Origin of the sequence: Streptomyces sp. NPDC101160 (genome assembly GCF_044768205.1) — a bacterium.
Lineage (GTDB): Bacteria > Actinomycetota > Actinomycetes > Streptomycetales > Streptomycetaceae > Streptomyces.
The window spans coordinates 352017-369539 of sequence record NZ_JBIWPJ010000007.1; the positions used below are offsets into that span (position 1 = coordinate 352017).

A 17523-nucleotide genomic window follows, 5' to 3' on the forward strand; every position below is an offset into this window, starting at 1 on the left:
GGGATGCTCCTCGTGGTGGTCCTGCTCCTCCTGGTCCTCGCCGTCCTCGGCGCGGTCCACTGGTACGTGTGGCGGCGCCTGGTGCGCGACGTCACGGCGCCCGGCGGCACGCCCCGCCGCCTCGGCACGGCCGCCGTGATCGTGCTGCCGCTTCTCTCGGTCGCGGCCCTGGTCACCGGCCGCGCCGACGCGCCCTTCCTGCTCCAGAAGGCCACCGCCTGGCCGGGCTTCCTCTGGCTCGCGGTGCTGCTGTACGTGGTGCTCGCGCTGGTGGTGACGGAACCGCTGCGGCCGCTGCTGCGCAGGGCCCTGGCGCGGCGTGCGGCGGCGGTCGCCACCGCGGCCGCGGCCGGGGACCGGGGCGCCGTCTCCGTACCGGCTGACGCCCCGCCGGGCCGTACCGCCGAGGAGGTCCGTACCGCCGAGGAGCGCCGTACCGGCGCCGCAGCCGGGCCCGACACCGCACCGTCCGCCCCGGCTGCGGCTCCCGCACCGTCCGCCCCGGCCGAGGCTCCCGCACCGTCCGCCGCCGACGTCCCCGCTCCGTCCGCACCGGCCGAGGCCCCCGCTCCGTCCGCCCCGGCCGACGCCCCCACACCGTCCGCCCCCGGGACCCCCGACCTCTCCCGTCGTCTCCTCGTCAACCGGATCGTCTCCGGCACCGCCGCCGCCGTCGCCCTCGGGACCGTCGGGTACGGGACGTACGGGGTGCTGCGCGGGCCCCGGGTGAAGCGGGTGACCGTGCCGCTGGCCAAGCTGCCGCGTGCGGCGCACGGGTACCGCATCGCGGTGGTGTCGGACATCCACCTCGGGCCGATCCTGGGGCGCGCCCACACCCAGCGGATCGTCGACACGATCAACGCCACCCAGCCCGATCTCGTCGCCGTCGTCGGCGACCTGGTCGACGGCACCGTCGCCAACCTGGGTCCGGCCGCCGAGCCCCTCGCGCGGCTCCGGGCGCGCGACGGCGCTTTCTTCGTGACGGGCAACCACGAGTACTTCTCGGGCGCCGACGCCTGGGTCGAGCACGTCCGCGAACTCGGCCTGCACCCGCTGCGCAACGCCCGTGTCGAGATCGGCGCCGGCTTCGACCTGGCGGGCGTGGACGACGTGGCGGGCGAGAGCATCGGCGAGGGGCCCGACTTCGCCAGGGCCCTCGGCGACCGGGACCGGTCGCGTACCGCCGTGCTGCTCGCGCACCAGCCGATCGTCATCGACGACGCCGTACGCCACGGGGTCGACCTCCAGCTGTCCGGCCACACCCACGGCGGCCAGCTCTGGCCCGGCAACTACCTCGCGGAGCTCGCCAACCCGACCGTCGCGGGCCTGGAGCGCTACGGCGACACCCAGCTGTACGTGTCGCGCGGCGCGGGCGCGTGGGGGCCGCCGGTACGGGTCGGCGCGCCCTCGGACATCACGATCGTGCAGCTGGCTTCCCGTCAGGCGTGAGGCGGTGAACCCCACGCATCCGGTGTGACGCAGCGCGCCGCACCGGGTACGCACTGTTCGGTTCCCTGAAATCCCTGAAATCCCTTATCCCTGGACATATGAGTGCCCTGTGAAGGTTTACTCTTCCACTTGTGTGGGGCGTGTGATTGGGTGTCGCCATCGCGGCCGCGTGAATGTTGCCGCGGTAGCGGGGTGGGCACGAAAAAAGGGAAGCACGTCTCATGCGGTCGACGGTCCGTCTGCGCATATTGATCACTTGTGGGGTTGTTCTCGCGGCCGGAATCGGCGGCTGGCAATTGCTCCCCTCCGACGCGGAGCGGACCGACCCGATCGCCGTCGGCACGACGGACGAGGTCACCTCGCTGGATCCCGCGGGCGCCTACGACGCCGGTTCCTGGGCGATCTACAGCAACATCTACCAGTCGCTGCTGACCTTCAAGCCCGGCTTCGTCACCCCGGTCCCGGACGCGGCCCAGAGCTGCCGTTTCATCGGCACGAAGCTGACCACGTACGAGTGCACGCTCCGCGACGACCTGACTTTCTCCAACGGTCACAAGATCACCGGTGAGGATGTTCGCTATTCGTTCGAGCGAATGCTCGCGATCAAGGCGGACGTCGGCCCCGCGCCGCTCTTTCCGACCCTGAAGAATGTCGAGGCCGAGGGCCAGAAGGTCACCTTTCACCTCAATGCCCGTGACGCCACCTTCCCGTTGAAGATCGCCACCGGCGCCGGTGCGATCGTCGACCACACCGCCTATCCGGCGAAGGCACTGCGCGCGGGCAATGCCGTGGACGGCTCGGGTCCGTACGTGCTCAAGGAGTACGTGGCGGGGGTGTCGGCCCGTCTGGAGCCCAACCCCAACTACCGCGGCGCCGTCACCAAGACCGGCCACACGGTCATCGTGAAGTACTTCAAGGAGTCCGAGCAGCTCGCCGACGCCTGGAAGAACAAGCAGGTGCAGGTGACGCACCGGCAGATGCCGCCGGCCTTCCTCAACGCGCTCGGCGACGAGACGAAGGACGGCACCCGGATCACGGAGGCGGCCAGCGCCGAGATCCGCAACCTCAACTTCAACACCCGCTCCGGCTCGGTGATGTCGAAGAAGGCGGTACGCCAGGCCGTCGCCGCGGTCATCGACCGCCCGGCCATCGCCACCGGCCCCTACCACGGCACGGTCGAGCCGCTGTACTCCCTGATCCCGCAGGGCTTCGTCGGCCACAGCACGCCCTTCTACGACACCGACCCGGAGCCGGACGCCGCCAAGGCCAAGCGTCTGCTGCGCGAGGCGGGCGTCAGCACCCCGGTGTCGTTCACGCTCGGCCACCGCAAGGACGCCACGTACGATGCCGAGGCCGCCGAGCTGAAGAAGCAGCTGGAGGCGACCGGGCTGTTCAAGGTGACGGTCAAGTCGGTGGACTGGCAGGACTTCCAGAAGGAGTACGCGGCGGGCAGGTTCGACGCCTACCCGATCGGCTGGTTCCCCGACTTCGCCGACTCCGACAACTTCACCGCCCCGCTCGTCGGCACGGGCAACGCGCTGCACAGCGGCTACTCCAGCAAGACGGTCGACAACCTGATCGCCTCGACGCAGCAGTACAGCGACCGCGGCCGCGCGGCCGCCGACTTCGAGTCCATCCAGTCCGAGGTCGCCAAGGACGTGCCGCTGGTGCCGCTGTGGCAGAAGAAGGACTACGTGCTGTCGACGGAGGCCATCGCCGGATCGCAGTACCTGACGGACGGTACGGGCATCTGGCGTCTCTGGGAACTCAGCTGGATCTGATCCGGCGCACAGGAAAGGGGCCCCGGTCCGGGGCCCCTTTCCTGTGCGCTCGGTCACCTGCCTGAGGGGTGGCCCCTGAGGGCTTGCGGGTGGCCCTCAGGACTTGCGGGTGGGCCGCTTGGGCTTGCCCGAGGCCGCCATCCCCGCCGCCGTCGGCATGAAGTCGGCGAGCAGCTCGTGGGTCTCCTTCACCAGCGGGCGCAGGATCCGGAAGCGGGACAGCGAGATGGCCCGCGCGGTCACCGGCGCGAGGCGCTCCACCAGGCGCCGGCTGTTGGCGGCGCCCTCCGAGCGGTCGTACACCCAGAACAGCACCAGGCCCATCTGCTGGAGCCAGAGCAGCCGCGGCAGCGCCTCCCTCAGCTCGGGGTCGACCTTCACCGAGGAGCCGGCGATGACCCGCCGGTGCACCTCGATCACCGCCTCGCGCGGGCCCTCCGACTCGGGCGAGAAGGGGCTGAGCGGGCTCCTCGGGTCGGCGGCGTTCTTGAAGAACTGGGCGGCGAACTCGTGGTAGGGCGCGGCGATGTCGAGCCAGGCGAGCAGCACGCCGCGGATCCGGGCCGTCAGGTCCTTCTCGCCGCCCTCCAGGATCGGCTCGACGGCCGCCTGGTGCTCCTCGGCGATCCGGTCGTAGAAGCCCTGGACGAGGTGCTCCTTGGAGGAGAAGTAGTAGTACGCGTTGCCGACCGAGACCCCGGCCTCCTGGGCGATGGCCCGCATCGTGGTCTTGTCGTAGCCGCGCTCCTGGAACAGCCGGAGCGCGGTCTCCAGGATGAGCGCGCGCGTCTGCTCGCTCTTGGGAGCCTTGGCGGCCTTCTCATCCTGCTTCTCGGCGTGCTTCTCTTCCATCGCGTCCTTCACAGGGCCCGAGCCTACTGGGGCGAGCTGTGTGTCCCGTACCGCCGGCCCCCGGGCGATCTAGGCGGCCTTGAACCTCCGCACCCCCGGCACGAACGCCGTCCCCAGGCAGCAGCCGCCCACCGCCACCGCCGCGGCCACCAGGGCCGGTTCGGGCCCCCAGTGCGCGGTGGCGAGCGGGGCCAGAGCGTAGCCGAGCGGCATCGCGGCCAGCGACAGCAGCCAGTCGTACGAGGTGACCCGGGCCAGCGCGTGCTCGGGCACCGCCCGCTGGACGGCCGTCTCCCAGACCGGGGTCAGGAAGCCGAGGCCCGCCATCGCGATCCCGTACGACCCGATGACGACCGGCCCGGGCGCCCCGTACGCCAGGAGCAGCAGCGGCAGCGCGTACGTGGCGAGGCCCGTGTTCGCGGCCAGGATCGGGCGCCGGGGGTGGACCCGGTCGGCGAGCAGCGAACCGAGCAGCAGCCCGATCGCGCCCGCCTGGAGGAAGGCCGCCCAGGCGAGCTCGCCGCCGAGCCGGTCCACGGCGATGGCCGGGCCGAGCGTCATCAGGACCGCGGCGGCGCCGTTCCAGGCGCTGTGCCCGACGAGGCTGGTCCAGTACCAGTCCCGGGTGCGGACCTCCTGCCAGCCCTCCTTCAGGTCGGCGAGCACCGACCGCCGGGCCGGGGCCGTGACCCGGGTGACCCGCACCGCGCACAGCAGCGCCGCGCTCACCGCGAAGCTCGCCGAGTCCAGGACGAACGCCCACCCGGGCCCGACCGTCACGATCAGCGTCCCGGCGAGCGCCGGCCCGCCGACCCGGCTCGCGCTGTTCGCCACGGCCATCGCCGCGTTGGCCCGCTGCAGCGCCTCCGCCGGCACCGTGCCCTTGACCAGCGGCGCGGACGTCGGCTGCGCGAACGCCCCGGCCGCACCCCCCGCCACCCCGGCCGCGGCGATCACCGCGAGCGAGGGCGCGTCCCCCAACAGCTGCACACCGACGCAGAGTTGGCTGACACAGCGGACCAGGTCCATGGCGAGCGCGACCGCCCGCGCGTCGAACCGGTCGCCGACGACACCGCCCAGCGGCAGCAGGAGCAGCTTGGGCACCATCGAGCAGGCGAGCACGAGCGCGAGCGCCGAGGTGGAGCCGGTCGCCTTCAGGACGGCGAGGGCGAGGGCGGCGGGTATGAGGGCGTCGCCGACCAGGGAGAGGGTGCGGCCGACGAAGAGCAGCCGGAAGGAACGCAGGCGAAGGGGATGCATGAACCGGAGGTTATTTCGGTGCCGAATAATTCGTCAACGAAATACTCGGTACCGAAACACTTGCCGGGTCCGGGCCCGCCCGCCGACGTACGATCACTCCATGGCACCCACCGACGAGACGCCGCAGGACTGGACCGACGGGCACGTGGCCCGCTGGCAGCCCGTGCTGCCCGACCTCGACCCGCTCGTCGAGGGCGCCGTCACCCGGATGAAGAAGCTCTCCGTCCACCTCCGCCGGGTGCGCGAGCAGTCCCTCGTCGACTTCGACCTCGAACGCCACGAGTTCGACACGCTCCACAAGCTGGCCGGCCGCGGCGGCAGCGCCGCCCCCTCCGACCTCGCCCAGGACCTCGACCTCGCCCCCGCCTCCGTCTCCGGCCGCCTCGACGCCCTGGAGAAGCGCGGCTTCATCCGCCGCACCCCGTCCACCACCGACCGCCGCCGCGTGATCGTCGAACTCACGGCCTCGGGCCGCGAGACCTGGCTCGGCGCGATGGACGTCCTCGGCCACGAGGAGTACCGCCTCCTCGGCGTCCTCACCCCCGAGGAGCGCGCCACCCTCAACGACCTCCTGCGCCGCGTCATGCTCGCCGCCGAGGAAGGCGTCACCGGCGACCACTGGCACGGCTAGGCCGTACCTAGCGCCCGGTCGGCACCGTCACCCCCTCGAACGCGGCGGCGGCCAGCCGCTTTGCCAGCGCCACCTCCTGATCCCCGTCCTTGCCGGTCGGCAGCATCGAGTACACCGCCACCCGCACCAGATCCGGCGTGGCGAATATCCCGCTCGTGTGGCCGTGCAGCGAGCCCGTCTTGCCCCACACCACGAGCCCGCTGTCCAGGCGGTAGGCCATCAGCCCGCCGTAGCTGAAGTTCGCGCCGGGAACGGCGGGCAGCTCGAAGAGAAGCCGGCGCTGCTCCGGGCGCAGCAGGCCACCGCGTATCAGCGAGGTGAAGAACCGCCGCAGATCGCCGGAGTCGGAGACCAGGCCGCCCTCCGCCCAGGCCCACTCGCCCGTCGGCAACGCGGTGTGACGCAGCCCGAGCGGTCGCAGCACCCGGTCGCGCAGCTCCGCCCCGTATGACCGGCCGGTCACCTTCTCGACCACGAGACCGGCGAGGAAGTAGTTGACGCCGTTGTACTGGACGGCCGTCCCCGGGGCCGTCGGGGTGCCGCAGGAGACCGCGGAGCGCACGACCTCCTCCGGGGTGCCGGGGTGGACGCACACGGGTTTCTGCAGGCCGCTGGTGTGGCTGAGGAGCTGCCCGACGGTGATCGGCGCGTACGAGGACGGCAACAGGCCGGGGAGCAGCTCCTGGACGGTGTCGTCGAGGGACAGGCGTCCCTCGCCCACGAGTTGGAGCACCACCGTGGACGTGAAGAGCTTGGTGATGCTGCCTGTCGCGAACGCGGAGTCGACCGGCCCGGTCCACTCCCCGGCCGTACCGCTCCACCGGCCGTCCCGCCCGGACACGGAGACCATCGCGCCGCGTACGTAGTCGTCGGGCAGCCCGGCCATGGCCCCGCGTAGCGCGTCCGGATCCAGCCGCCCGTGCGCCACCGCCACCGCCACCGCGGCGCCCGGCGGCGGTGCCGCGCTCGCGGGCACCACCGCGCCCGCCACCACCAGGGCGGTCATCGCCGCGGCGGTGAGCCAACGAGCCTTCTGTGTCCATGCGTTCGTCATGGATCAAGGCTCCCGCCGCAGCGGCCCCCCGGCCATTGGGGACGACCCCGGATCGCCCCTGAGTCGGCCCCTAAGGATGCCGTTCGATCACATGCTCAACGAACGCGCGTAGTTCAGCTGGCCCATGACCCAGTGGATGGTGTCCGGCCCGGTCGCCGGGATCATCGTCGCGTGGTGCCGGCCGCCGCTCGTCACCGTGACCTGGATGAAGCCCGTCGTCTGCTTCTCCTTCATCAGCAGGAAGAGCAGGCCCAGCAGGCAGAACAGGAAGAAGACGACCGCGAGCACGACCGCCACCGTCGGCATCTTCTCCTCGGTCCGCGACATGTCCATCGCGTTCCACACCGCACCCTTCAGCGGCATCGGCCCGGCCGGCGTGATGATCTGGTCCCCGACCACCGTGATGTCCCCGAGCGAGAGCACCGGCGCGCCCATGCCCGGCGCGCCCATCGGCAGCTGCGCCGGCACCGGCGGGTACTGCGGCGGCACCGGAGCGCCCGCCTGCTGACCCGGCCCCCACTCGTAACCCCCGGCAGCCCCGGCGTCCCCGGCCTTGTAAGGGTTCGGCTCGCTCATCAGTCCCCGTCCTTCCATGCGTCAACGCTGCATCAGATCCTGGCACATGTGCGCACCTGCTGGAGCGCCCGCGTGCCGGTGTACGCGGAGGGCCCCGCCTCTCGGAGGAGACGGGGCCCAGCCGCCGACCGGCGGACGGAGTCCGACGCAGCGGCCCGAAGCCTGTGAGGCGCCCCAGGCGCCGAGCGGTGCGAGGGGCGCGTCGGAAAGGCTAGAAGCGACGCGTGATCAGGGCGCGCTTCACTTCCTGGATCGCCTTCGTGACCTCGATGCCACGCGGGCAGGCGTCCGTGCAGTTGAACGTCGTGCGGCAACGCCACACGCCGTCCTTGTCGTTCAGGATCTCCAGGCGCTGCTCGCCGGCCTCGTCACGCGAGTCGAAGATGAAGCGGTGCGCGTTGACGATCGCGGCCGGGCCGAAGTACTGGCCGTCGTTCCAGAAGACCGGGCAGGACGACGTGCACGCGGCGCACAGGATGCACTTGGTGGTGTCGTCGAAGCGCTCGCGGTCCTCGGCGGACTGCAGGCGCTCGCGGGTCGGCTCGTTGCCCTTGGTGACCAGGAACGGCATGACGTCCCGGTACGCCTGGAAGAAGGGCTCCATGTCGACCACGAGGTCCTTCATCACCGTGAGGCCCTTGATGGCCTCGACGGTGATCGGCTTCTCGGGGTTGATGTCCTTGATCAGCGTCTTGCAGGCGAGCCTGTTCTTGCCGTTGATCCGCATCGCGTCCGAGCCGCAGATGCCGTGCGCGCAGGAGCGGCGGAAGGTCAGCGTGCCGTCCAGGTCCCACTTGATCTTGTGGAGACCGTCGAGCACGCGCTCCTTCGGGTCGATCTCGATCTGGAAGTCCTCCCAGACCGCCGCGTCCGACACCTCGGGGTTGAAGCGGCGGATCCGGAAGGTGACCGTGATGTACGGGGAGGCGGCGGACTCCGCCTCCACCTTGTCCAGAACGGGGGTAGCCATCAGTACTTACGCTCCATCGGCTGGTAGCGGGTCTGGACGACCGGCTTGTAGTCGAGACGCACGGTCTCGGAGCCGTCCTCGCCGACCTCGCGGTACGCCATCGTGTGGCGCATGAAGTTGACGTCGTCGCGGTTCGGGTAGTCCTCGCGGTAGTGACCGCCGCGGGACTCCTTGCGCGCCAGGGCCGAGACGGCCATGACCTCGGCCAGTTCGAGCAGGTTCCCCAGCTCGATGGCCTCCAGGAGGTCGGTGTTGAAGCGCTTGCCCTTGTCCTGGATGGACACGTTCTTGTAGCGCTCGCGCAGCTCGGCGATCTTCTCGACGGCCGTCTTGATGGTCTGCTCCGTACGGAACACCATCACGTTGGCGTCCATCGTCTCCTGGAGCTCACGGCGCAGGTCGGCGACCCGCTCGTTGCCCGTGGAGTTGCGCAGGTTCTCGATCTGCGCGACGACCATGGCCTCCGGGTTCTCCGGGAGCTCGACGAAGTCGTGCTTGGCGGAGTACTCGGCGGCGGCGATGCCGGAGCGCTTGCCGAAGACGTTGATGTCCAGGAGCGAGTTGGTGCCGAGGCGGTTGGCGCCGTGCACGGAGACACAGGCGACCTCGCCGGCGGCGTACAGGCCCGGGACGACGGTGGTGTTGTCCGCCAGGACCTCACCCTCGACGTTGGTCGGGATGCCGCCCATGGCGTAGTGCGCGGTGGGCTGGATCGGGATCGGGTCCGTGTACGGCTCGATGCCGAGGTACGTACGGGCGAACTCGGTGATGTCCGGGAGCTTGGCGTCGAGCTGCTCCGGCGGCAGGTGCGTCAGGTCCAGGTAGACGTGGTCGCCCTCGGGACCGCAGCCGCGGCCCTCGCGGATCTCCGTGTAGATGGAGCGGGAGACGACGTCACGGGACGCGAGGTCCTTCATGACCGGCGCGTACTTCTCCATGAAGCGCTCGCCGTCCTTGTTGCGGAGGATGCCGCCCTCACCGCGGGCGCCCTCCGTCAGCAGGATGCCCATGCGCCAGATGCCCGTCGGGTGGAACTGGAAGAACTCCATGTCCTCCAGCGGGATGCCACGGCGGTAGCACGCGGCCTGGCCGTCACCGGTCAGGGTGTGCGCGTTCGACGTCACCTTGAAGAACTTGCCGGTGCCGCCGGAGGCGTAGATGACCGCCTTCGCCTGGAAGACGTGGATCTCGCCGGTGGCCAGCTCGTAGGCGACCACACCGGCGGACTTCTTGACGCCGTCGACCTCGGTGATCAGCTGGTCCAGGACGTAGAACTCGTTGAAGAACTCCACGCCCTCCTTGACGCAGTTCTGGTACAGCGTCTGGAGGATCATGTGGCCGGTGCGGTCCGCGGCGTAGCAGGACCGGCGGACCGGGGCCTCGCCGTGGTTGCGGGAGTGACCGCCGAAGCGGCGCTGGTCGATGGTGCCGTTCGGGGTGCGGTTGAACGGGAGACCCATCTTCTCCAGGTCGAGGACGGCGTCGATGGCCTCCTTCGCCAGGATCTCGGCGGCGTCCTGGTCGACCAGGTAGTCACCGCCCTTGACCGTGTCGAAGGTGTGCCACTCCCAGTTGTCCTCCTCCACGTTGGCGAGCGCGGCGGCCATGCCGCCCTGCGCGGCGCCCGTGTGGGAGCGGGTCGGGTACAGCTTCGTCAGCACGGCGGTGCGGCTGCGCTTCGTCGCCTCGATGGCGGCGCGCATGCCGGCGCCGCCGGCGCCGACGATGACGGTGTCGTACTTGTGGATCTTCATGACGTGGATTACCTCAGCCCCGTGCCTAGCGGATGTTCGGGTCGAAGGTGAAGATCACCAGCGTGCCCAGAAGGATGGTGAACACCGTGGCGGTGTACAGCAGGCCCTTGAGCCACAGGCGCGTGTTGGCGCGCTCCGCGTAGTCGTTGACGACCGTACGGAGGCCGTTGGCGCCGTGCAGCATGGCGAGCCACAGCATCAGCAGGTCCCAGACCTGCCAGAACGGGGACGCCCAGCGGCCGGCCACGAAGGCGAAGCCGATCTTGGAGACGCCGCCGTCCAGGAAGAGCTGGATCAGCAGGTGGCCGAGGACCAGGACGACGAGGACGACGCCCGAGAGGCGCATGAAGAGCCACGCGGCCATCTCGAAGTTGCCCCGGGTCGCGCGCGGGGTCTTGCCCGTGCGCTTGCGGGGGGCCTCGATGTACGGGGCCGGGTTGTCCACGTCGTAGGCAGCGCCCTCGACGGGACCGATGGCGGAAGTGGTGTCAGCAGACATGTCTGGCGTCAGCTCCCGAACAGTTCACGTGCGGCGTGGCCGAGGACGGGGTACAGCGAGCCCGCCATCAGCACGACCCAGATGCCCACGACGGACCAGAGCATCTGCTTCTGGTAGCGCGGGCCCTTGGACCAGAAGTCCACGGCGATGACCCGGAGGCCGTTGAGCGCGTGGAAGAGGATGGCGGCGACGAGGCCGTACTCGAGGAGTGCGACGATCGGCGTCTTGTACGTCGCTACGACGTCGTCGTACGCCTCGGGGGAGACGCGGACGAGAGCGGTGTCCAGCACGTGTACGAACAGGAAGAAGAAGATGAGGACGCCGGTGACTCGATGAGCCACCCAGGACCACATTCCTTCCCGGCCGCGGTACAGCGTTCCAGCCGGCACGGAAATACCCTCCGGGAGCGGGGATCAGGGCCGGCCGGCTTCAGTGTCGGTCTGGCCCGGCCGGGTACGGTCCACCGGCCCCGGTCATCGTAGCGACGACTTGTCGGTTCGCTCGCGCGGGGTCCATAGGTGTGATCAAACAGCCACGGACGGGCTATCACCGTGCGTCGAATTGGCCCCTTTCTGGTGCATTACGGACGAACTCACCGCGCCTGAATCGACCGTGTGAGCCGGGTACGGGCCAGTCGGCGCAGTTCCTCGGCGGCGACGACCCGTTCCTCCTCCCTTTCGTTGCCGAGACGTGACCGGATCGCCGCGAGCACCTGATCGAGCCGCTCGCCCGCCGGCACCCCGTCGAGACTGATCACGAAGGCGTGCCCGAACCGGGCCTCGTACGCGGCGAGGGCGGCGCCGAGCGCCGTACGGGCGGCCGGCGGCGCGTCCGGGTGCGGCGGAGCGGGGGTCTCGCGGGCCAGGGCCTCGGCGAGATCGGCGCGCCCGAGGTCGTAACCGGCCTCGTCGGCGGCGGCGAGCAGTGCGTCGAGCGTCGGGTACGGGCGGTGCGTCGTCACCCGTTCGGCCCAGCGGAGGCTGCCGCAGCAGGCCAGCAGCAGGGCCTCGGCGGCGGCGGGCGGGGCGGTGTTGAAGCGGGCGAGCCCGCCGTCGGCCGGCCTGCCCTCGGTGAGCCCGCCGTGGCGCCCTGCCGGGTGCCGGGGTGCGACCTGCTGGGCAGGTATGGCGGGGGGTTCCAGGGTCCGGCAGGGGGCGGCGTGGATGTCGCTGGTCAGCGGGGACTCCGGGGCGAGGCGTGGAGGTACTGGGAGGAAGTGGTGGGGTGGATGTGACTCCACGCTATCGACGGGAAGAGGGAAGTGTCCGACGGATGCGCGAATTTCACCTGGACGAGTGGTTTCGTCGAGGGCGTGGACAGAAGGCCGCAGAAGGCCCGGGATGCCGGGGTTAGTGCGATGAGGGAGGATTCCGGGTGATGCGGTACTCCATACGAGGGCCCCGTAGGGGCCCCGCACTGATGGCGGCCGCGGTGGCGCTGGTCACCGTGGCGGCCTGCTCGAACGGTTCCTCCGCCGGGCCGCCCGCCCCCGTCTCCCCGTCGGGCAGCGTCCCGGGCGGTACGGTCACCAGCTCGGCGGCGCCGACGTCGGCGCCCCCGCCGAGCCCGACGCCCACCAGGACGTACCCGCTCTCCACCACTCCGCAGGTCATCCCGGCGGTCCGGGCCCATCAGGCGGCGCGCGGCCCCGGCTGGAAGCCCGGACCCGGCACCGGCGTCGTCGTCGCGGCGAAGGACGAGGGCGCGCTCGCCGACGAGGCCCGGCTGATCGCGGGCGAGCTGGGCATCCCGTACCGCGGCACGGCCGCCGCGGGGCCCGGCGACGTGAGCCTCGCGCTCGGCGGGCAGGGCGGGAGCGAGTCGTACACGCTCGCCGTCCAGGGCGGCCGGGTGCGCATCACCGGGCCGGGCCAGGCCGGTGTGTTCTACGGCACCCGGACGCTGAAACAGTCCGTCAGGTCGACCGGCGCGATACCCGAGGGCACGGTCACCGACGCGCCCGCGAAGCCGCGGCGCGGCCTGATGGTCGACATCGCCCGCAAGTACTTCACCGCCGGCTGGATCGAGGCCCGGCTGCGCGAGATGGCCGACCTCAAGCTCAACGAGCTCGGTCTGCACTTCTCCGACGACCAGGGCTTCCGCATCGCCTCGGACAGCCACCCCGAGGTGGTGTCCGCCCGGCACCTCAGCAAGGCGGAGGTGCGGCGGATCGTCGCCCTCGCGCAGAGCCTGCACATCGCGGTCGTCCCCGAGATCGACTCGCCCGGACACCTCGGCGCGGTCATCGACGCGCACCCGGACCTCCAGCTCGTCAGCGCGACGGGCCGCAGGCCGCGCGGGACCGTCGACATCTCCAACCCGGCCTCCGCGAAGATCGTCGACGAGCTGCTGCGCGAGTACACGGGCCTGTTCCCCGGCGCGTACTGGCACCTCGGCGGCGACGAGTACGTGGCCCTCATGTCGAGCAACCCCGAGGCGGCCTATCCGCAGCTCGCCCGCGCCGCCACCGCCGAGTACGGCCCCTCCGGCCGCGTCCAGGACCTGGCCACCGGCTGGCTCAACGCACGGGCGGCCGTGGTCCGCCCGACCGGCAAGGCGCTGCGCGCCTGGAACGACGGCTTCTTCACCGGCGGCGTTACCAGCGCGGCCGAGGACCTGCAGGTCGCCTACTGGACCGGCGCCGAGAACGGCGCCCGCACGCCGACCTCGTACCTGAGCGCCGGCCGCAAGCTGATCAACTACAACGACAAGTACCTCTACTACATCCTCGGCCAGCCCCGCGGGCAGACCTATCCCACCGGCCGCCGCATCTACGCGGAGTGGACCCCCCTCGTCCTGCGCGGCACCACCCCGGTGCCTGCGCGCTACGACGCCCAGGTCCTCGGCGGCAGCTTCGCCGTCTGGTGCGACCTCGCCGGCGCCCAGACCGAGGCCCAGGTGGCCGACGGCATCCGGATGCCGCTGACGGCGACGGCCCAGAAGCTGTGGGACGCCCGGCAGCCGCGCCTGAGCTGGGAGGCGTTCAAGGGGCTCGCGGGCCGGGTGCGCTGACGTCTATGCAGCAGGCGGCGGCACTGGCATGATTCCGGCCGCGCAGTGACGAAAAAGCGCCCCTCGGCGCAGTAGGGGAAGTACTGCGTCCGCATCGGTGGCGAGGAGGCGGCCATGACGTCCGCGACGAGCACGAGCCTGCTGGAACTGATCGACCGGGCCGACGAGCGGGGCCTTGCCGCCGCCGGGCTCGCCTGCCTGGACCGTTGCCTGGCGGTGTTCGCGCCCGACCGTGCCGAGGTGCTGCGGCCGGTGTGGGCGGCGGTGGCGCGCGGGGACGGCGGGGCCTGGGGCGAGGCGGTCGAGAAGGCGCGGGTCGAGCTCGACGGGAGCGGGGCGCAGGGCGACGACGTGACCGCGCTCGTGCGCGGGATGCTCGCCGGGGTGCCCGCCGAGTGGGCCGCGGAGCCGCTGCGGGCCTGGGCCCGGGAGTGCTCCGGGGCGGCGCTCGCGGTCCACGGGCGGTACGACGCGACGGAGGCGGGCCCGCTGTTCGCGGGCGAACTGCGCCGCCAGCAGGCCGTCCTGGAGTCGGCCGCGCACGGCCCGACCGGGCTGCGCCGGGCCCGGGACCTGTCGACGGAGGGCGGGCGCGTCCTGCGCGCGGTCGTCTCACGCAGGGCGCGCACCGCCTGACCTGATCAGACCTCGGGCTGCTCGACCGACAGCGAGTCGATCGCCTCGGTGATCTGCTGCTCGGCCCGCGCCTTGTCGAGGCCGAGACCCGCGAGCGTGCCCTTGCCGTCCTCGAACTCCAGGAGGGCGAGCAGGATGTGCTCGGTGCCCACGTAGTTGTGGCCGAGCCGCAGGGCCTCGCGGAAGGTGAGCTCCAGGACCTTCTTGGCGTCCGCGTCGTACGGGATGAGCGCGGGCACCTCCTCGACGGCCGGCGGCAGCGTCGCCGCGACCGCCTCCCGCACCTGCTCCGGGGTGACGCCCTGGCCGGCGATCCAGCGCACCGCGATGCCCTCGGGTTCGGCGAGCAGGCCGAGCGCCAGGTGCGCCGGGCCCGTCTTGTCGTTGCGGGCGGCGGACGCCTCGTTCTGCGCGGCCATCACCACGTTCCGGGCCCGGGGCGTGAACCGGCTGAAGCCGGCGTTCGGGTCCATCTTCGCCGCGTCCGCCGCGCTGTCGTCCTTGGGGACGAAGCGCTTCTGGACCGCCTGCCGGGTGACGCCCATGCTCTTGCCGATGTCGGTCCAGGAGGCGCCGGCCCGCCTGGCCTGGTCCACGAAGTGGCCGATGAGGTGGTCGGCGACCTCGCCGAGGTGGTCCGCCGCGATGACCGCGTCGGAGAGCTGGTCGAGGGCGTCGTCCGGGTGGGACTTCTTGATCGCGTCGATCAGGTCGTCGAGACGCACGGGATTGCTCATGCCGAGTGGATTCGTCATGAGTGCAACCTTAGGTTGACAGCCGAAGAGTGTCAACGGTCGGTTGACAGTCCCGTTCCGCAGGTAGGTGGGGAAAGAAAAAGGGCGCCCTCGGGAGGCGCCCAAAAGGAAGACGACCGGGGTCGCCACCCCCCACAGGAGAGGCCCCGGTCGTCGTCCGCGGAGCCGCAGCACGGCCCCGTACTCCCTTCAGCGCCGGGCGTGCGTTTTCTGTCACACCCCGCGTCACGCCATGTGTCCGGCCGTGTATCCCGCCATGTGTCCCGCCCCGTGTCACCCGGACGAAGTTGCGACTTGTACAAAGAACCGGACCCGCGTGGACGCGGCGCCCGAACAGGACGTAGCGTTCTGCTGCGCCAAGGGCGGCGTGCGGTGACGACCAGCCGCGATGTGCGTGACGACGAACAGGTGTGGGGAGTGCTGGGGGACGAGGCGGAGCTGACGGCCGCAGTGCTCGCCGCGCAGAACGGCGACGAGGACGCCTTCCGTACCGTGTACCGCGCGGTGCATCCCCGGCTCCTCGGCTACATACGCACCCTGGTCGGCGACGCCGACGCCGAGGACGTCGCCTCCGAGAGCTGGCTGCAGATCGCCCGCGACCTCGACCGCTTCGACGGCGACGCCGACCGGTTCCGCGGCTGGGCCGCCCGGATCGCCCGCAACCGCGCCCTCGACCACATCCGGATGCGCGGCCGCCGCCCCGCCGTGGGCGGCGACGAGACCGAACTGACCGACAAGCCCGCCGACTCCGACACCGCGGACGAGGCAATGGAAGCCCTGGCCACCGGCCGCACCATGCACCTCATCGCCCAACTGCCACAGGACCAGGCCGAGGCCGTCGTCCTGCGCGTCGTCGTCGGTCTGGACGCCAAGAGCGCCGCCGAGACCCTCGGCAAGCGCCCCGGCGCCGTCCGCACCGCCGCCCACCGCGGCCTCAAGAAGCTCGCCGAACTCCTCGGCGCGGCCGGTGCCGACGCCGGCACGGCCGCGCTCGACGGCGTACCGCCGCAGCGCGGCCGGCGGACCGGTGCCCCGGATTCCGGACGTGTGACGCAATCGCGCCCGCGGACGCAGAAGGACATGTGATGGCCGACGAGCGGTATGCATGGCTCGACAAGGAGGCCGCGGAGCGGTTGCTGCGCGGCGAGGCCGTCGACCCCGGCGACCAGGCCGCCCGGGACCAGGCCCGGCTCCTCGCGCGCGCCCTCGAGTCGGCCCGTACGCCCACGGCGCCCGCCCTCGGCCCCGACGGCGAACTCCCCGGTGAGGCCGCCGCCCTGGCCGCCTTCCGCAAGGCGTCCGCCGAGCGGGCCGGCGCGGCCGCGACCGCGCCGGGTCTCTCCGGGTACGCCGACCTCGGCGCCGTCCGGCTCGCCCCGGCCGCCGAGGGGCACCGCTGGGGCCGTTCCCTGCGGTACGGGCTCGCCGCCGCCTTCGCCGCCGTCACGGTCGGCGGCGTCGCCGTCGCCGCCGGCACGGGCGTGCTGCCGCTGACCCGCGAACCCGGGCCCGGCACCTCGGTCGACGCCGGCAACATCACCGACCCGACCGTTTCCGGCTCGGTCTCCGGCGGCACTGGCAGCGAGGTGCCCGGCGTGCCGACGACCGGCCCCGACGGCCGGACCACCACGCCCGGACCCACCGGCGGCCCGGACGCCACCACGGCGGGCCCCGGCGGCGACACGGCCACCCCCGGTGGCGGCACCGGCGACCCGGTCACCGGCGACGCGGCCGAGCGCGACCGGATCGTCAGGGCGTGCCAGGACTACCGGGCGGGCAAGCTCGTCAGCAGTGGCAGGCAGCGGCTCACGGAAGCGCTCAAGAGCGGCGACACCGTCAAGCGGTACTGCGACCGCGTCCTCTCCGGCGTCCCGGTCAACACGACCACGCTGCCCACCACCGGCCGCACGACCTCCGGCTCCGCGAACGGAGGCTCGGGCGACGGCTCCGGCAAAGGGTCCGGCAAAGGGTCCGGCACCGGCAAAGGGAGCGGTTCCGGTTCCGGTAACGGCGACAGTGACGGCGACGGCAAGAGTGACCGAGGCGACCGGGACCGCGATCGCGGCTCCGGCGGCTCCGGCGGTTCCGTAGGCTCTGCCGGTTCCGCGGGCTCCGGCGGCGGCCACGGCCAGGGCACGGGCCAGGACAAGGGCCACGGCAAGGGCCGTGGCAAGGGCTCCCCGTCCTCCTCGACGCACGGCAGGAACGGCTCGCGTTCATAGCGTCGAACCAGCGCCGAAAAGCAGGTGTGACACTTTTCGGCCCGCCGACGCAGTACTGAGTGAGCCGACTGG

General features: G+C 71.7%; 17 protein-coding genes. 7 read left to right on the plus strand and 10 right to left on the minus strand.

Annotation, left to right across the window (positions count from 1 at the left end; all coding sequences use genetic code 11):
- The first annotated feature begins 3 nt into the window (after positions 1–3).
- Both ACIRSU_RS24305 and ACIRSU_RS24310 read left to right on the plus strand, forming a co-directional pair.
- Entirely contained in the window at positions 4–1449 is a 1446-nt protein-coding gene (locus ACIRSU_RS24305; RefSeq protein ID WP_403795730.1) for a metallophosphoesterase, read from the plus strand.
- A 221-nt stretch (positions 1450–1670) separates the two neighbouring features.
- On the plus strand, positions 1671–3230 hold the full coding sequence (locus ACIRSU_RS24310; RefSeq protein ID WP_403795733.1) for an ABC transporter substrate-binding protein: 1560 nt from the start codon (positions 1671–1673) through the stop codon (positions 3228–3230).
- Between the two features lie 96 nt (positions 3231–3326).
- On the opposite strand, the gene ACIRSU_RS24315 is transcribed toward ACIRSU_RS24310, so the two are convergent.
- Positions 3327–4082, minus strand: a complete 756-nt coding sequence (locus ACIRSU_RS24315; RefSeq protein WP_403795736.1) for a TetR/AcrR family transcriptional regulator — start codon at positions 4080–4082, stop codon at positions 3327–3329.
- A 69-nt stretch (positions 4083–4151) separates the two neighbouring features.
- Entirely contained in the window at positions 4152–5342 is a 1191-nt protein-coding gene (locus ACIRSU_RS24320) for an MFS transporter (protein ID WP_403795739.1), read from the minus strand.
- A gap of 100 nt (positions 5343–5442) precedes the next feature.
- Here ACIRSU_RS24320 and ACIRSU_RS24325 point away from each other — a divergent pair, with 100 nt between their 5' ends.
- On the plus strand, positions 5443–5973 hold the full coding sequence (locus ACIRSU_RS24325) for a MarR family winged helix-turn-helix transcriptional regulator (protein ID WP_403795742.1): 531 nt from the start codon (positions 5443–5445) through the stop codon (positions 5971–5973).
- A gap of 7 nt (positions 5974–5980) precedes the next feature.
- Here ACIRSU_RS24325 and ACIRSU_RS24330 read toward each other — a convergent pair whose 3' ends face one another.
- The 7 genes from ACIRSU_RS24330 to ACIRSU_RS24360 form a co-directional block, all read right to left on the minus strand.
- Entirely contained in the window at positions 5981–7027 is a 1047-nt protein-coding gene (locus ACIRSU_RS24330) for a serine hydrolase domain-containing protein (RefSeq protein WP_403795744.1), read from the minus strand.
- Between the two features lie 87 nt (positions 7028–7114).
- Positions 7115–7603, minus strand: a complete 489-nt coding sequence (locus ACIRSU_RS24335; protein WP_403795747.1) for a hypothetical protein — start codon at positions 7601–7603, stop codon at positions 7115–7117.
- Positions 7604–7814: 211 nt separating this feature from the next.
- Positions 7815–8573, minus strand: a complete 759-nt coding sequence (locus ACIRSU_RS24340) for a succinate dehydrogenase iron-sulfur subunit (RefSeq protein WP_403795750.1) — start codon at positions 8571–8573, stop codon at positions 7815–7817.
- Positions 8573–10327, minus strand: coding sequence for a succinate dehydrogenase flavoprotein subunit (gene sdhA, locus ACIRSU_RS24345; protein WP_403795753.1), 1755 nt, complete (start codon positions 10325–10327; stop codon positions 8573–8575). The genes ACIRSU_RS24340 and sdhA overlap by 1 nt, the downstream gene beginning before the upstream one ends.
- 25 nt (positions 10328–10352) lie before the next feature.
- On the minus strand, positions 10353–10826 hold the full coding sequence (locus tag ACIRSU_RS24350) for a succinate dehydrogenase hydrophobic membrane anchor subunit (RefSeq protein ID WP_403795756.1): 474 nt from the start codon (positions 10824–10826) through the stop codon (positions 10353–10355).
- Between the two features lie 8 nt (positions 10827–10834).
- On the minus strand, positions 10835–11215 hold the full coding sequence (sdhC, locus tag ACIRSU_RS24355) for a succinate dehydrogenase, cytochrome b556 subunit (protein WP_403795758.1): 381 nt from the start codon (positions 11213–11215) through the stop codon (positions 10835–10837).
- A 203-nt stretch (positions 11216–11418) separates the two neighbouring features.
- Positions 11419–11991: a 2-oxo-4-hydroxy-4-carboxy-5-ureidoimidazoline decarboxylase gene (locus ACIRSU_RS24360; RefSeq protein WP_403796464.1), complete on the minus strand. Its 573-nt coding sequence runs from the start codon at positions 11989–11991 to the stop codon at positions 11419–11421.
- A gap of 254 nt (positions 11992–12245) precedes the next feature.
- On the opposite strand from ACIRSU_RS24360, the gene ACIRSU_RS24365 reads away from it, so the two are divergent.
- Together ACIRSU_RS24365 and ACIRSU_RS24370 are read left to right on the plus strand one after the other, a co-directional pair.
- Positions 12246–13838 (plus strand): glycoside hydrolase family 20 protein, encoded by a 1593-nt coding sequence (locus ACIRSU_RS24365; RefSeq protein WP_403795760.1) that lies wholly within the window; start codon positions 12246–12248, stop codon positions 13836–13838.
- Positions 13839–13952: 114 nt separating this feature from the next.
- Positions 13953–14474 carry a hypothetical protein gene (locus ACIRSU_RS24370; protein WP_403795763.1) on the plus strand — a complete coding sequence of 174 codons (522 nt, stop codon included), beginning with the start codon at positions 13953–13955 and terminating at the stop codon, positions 14472–14474.
- Positions 14475–14479: 5 nt separating this feature from the next.
- Here the strand turns inward: ACIRSU_RS24370 and ACIRSU_RS24375 are convergent, their stop codons facing one another.
- Entirely contained in the window at positions 14480–15229 is a 750-nt protein-coding gene (locus tag ACIRSU_RS24375; RefSeq protein ID WP_403795766.1) for a Clp protease N-terminal domain-containing protein, read from the minus strand.
- Between the two features lie 417 nt (positions 15230–15646).
- On the opposite strand from ACIRSU_RS24375, the gene ACIRSU_RS24380 reads away from it, so the two are divergent.
- Complete coding sequence (locus ACIRSU_RS24380; protein ID WP_403796467.1) at positions 15647–16315, plus strand: RNA polymerase sigma factor; 669 nt, start codon at positions 15647–15649, stop codon at positions 16313–16315.
- Complete coding sequence (locus ACIRSU_RS24385) at positions 16315–17451, plus strand: hypothetical protein (RefSeq protein ID WP_403795769.1); 1137 nt, start codon at positions 16315–16317, stop codon at positions 17449–17451. Before ACIRSU_RS24380 ends, ACIRSU_RS24385 begins: the two co-directional genes overlap by 1 nt.
- Positions 17452–17523 lie beyond the last annotated feature (72 nt).

Bases quoted from the DNA above. Each gene is read 5' to 3' on its own strand.
- ACIRSU_RS24340 (WP_403795750.1), bottom strand. From the start codon at position 8,573: ATGGCTACCCCCGTTCTGGACAAGGTGGAGGCGGAGTCCGCCGCCTCC.
- ACIRSU_RS24365 (WP_403795760.1), top strand. From the start codon at position 12,246: ATGGCGGCCGCGGTGGCGCTGGTCACCGTGGCGGCCTGCTCGAACGGT.
- ACIRSU_RS24375 (WP_403795766.1), bottom strand. From the start codon at position 15,229: ATGACGAATCCACTCGGCATGAGCAATCCCGTGCGTCTCGACGACCTG.
- ACIRSU_RS24310 (WP_403795733.1), top strand. From the start codon at position 1,671: ATGCGGTCGACGGTCCGTCTGCGCATATTGATCACTTGTGGGGTTGTT.
- ACIRSU_RS24315 (WP_403795736.1), bottom strand. From the start codon at position 4,082: ATGGAAGAGAAGCACGCCGAGAAGCAGGATGAGAAGGCCGCCAAGGCT.
- ACIRSU_RS24385 (WP_403795769.1), top strand. From the start codon at position 16,315: ATGGCCGACGAGCGGTATGCATGGCTCGACAAGGAGGCCGCGGAGCGG.
- sdhA (WP_403795753.1), bottom strand. From the start codon at position 10,327: ATGAAGATCCACAAGTACGACACCGTCATCGTCGGCGCCGGCGGCGCC.
- ACIRSU_RS24370 (WP_403795763.1), top strand. From the start codon at position 13,953: ATGACGTCCGCGACGAGCACGAGCCTGCTGGAACTGATCGACCGGGCC.
- ACIRSU_RS24305 (WP_403795730.1), top strand. From the start codon at position 4: ATGCTCCTCGTGGTGGTCCTGCTCCTCCTGGTCCTCGCCGTCCTCGGC.
- ACIRSU_RS24325 (WP_403795742.1), top strand. From the start codon at position 5,443: ATGGCACCCACCGACGAGACGCCGCAGGACTGGACCGACGGGCACGTG.
- ACIRSU_RS24350 (WP_403795756.1), bottom strand. From the start codon at position 10,826: ATGTCTGCTGACACCACTTCCGCCATCGGTCCCGTCGAGGGCGCTGCC.
- ACIRSU_RS24330 (WP_403795744.1), bottom strand. From the start codon at position 7,027: ATGACGAACGCATGGACACAGAAGGCTCGTTGGCTCACCGCCGCGGCG.
- ACIRSU_RS24320 (WP_403795739.1), bottom strand. From the start codon at position 5,342: ATGCATCCCCTTCGCCTGCGTTCCTTCCGGCTGCTCTTCGTCGGCCGC.
- ACIRSU_RS24335 (WP_403795747.1), bottom strand. From the start codon at position 7,603: ATGAGCGAGCCGAACCCTTACAAGGCCGGGGACGCCGGGGCTGCCGGG.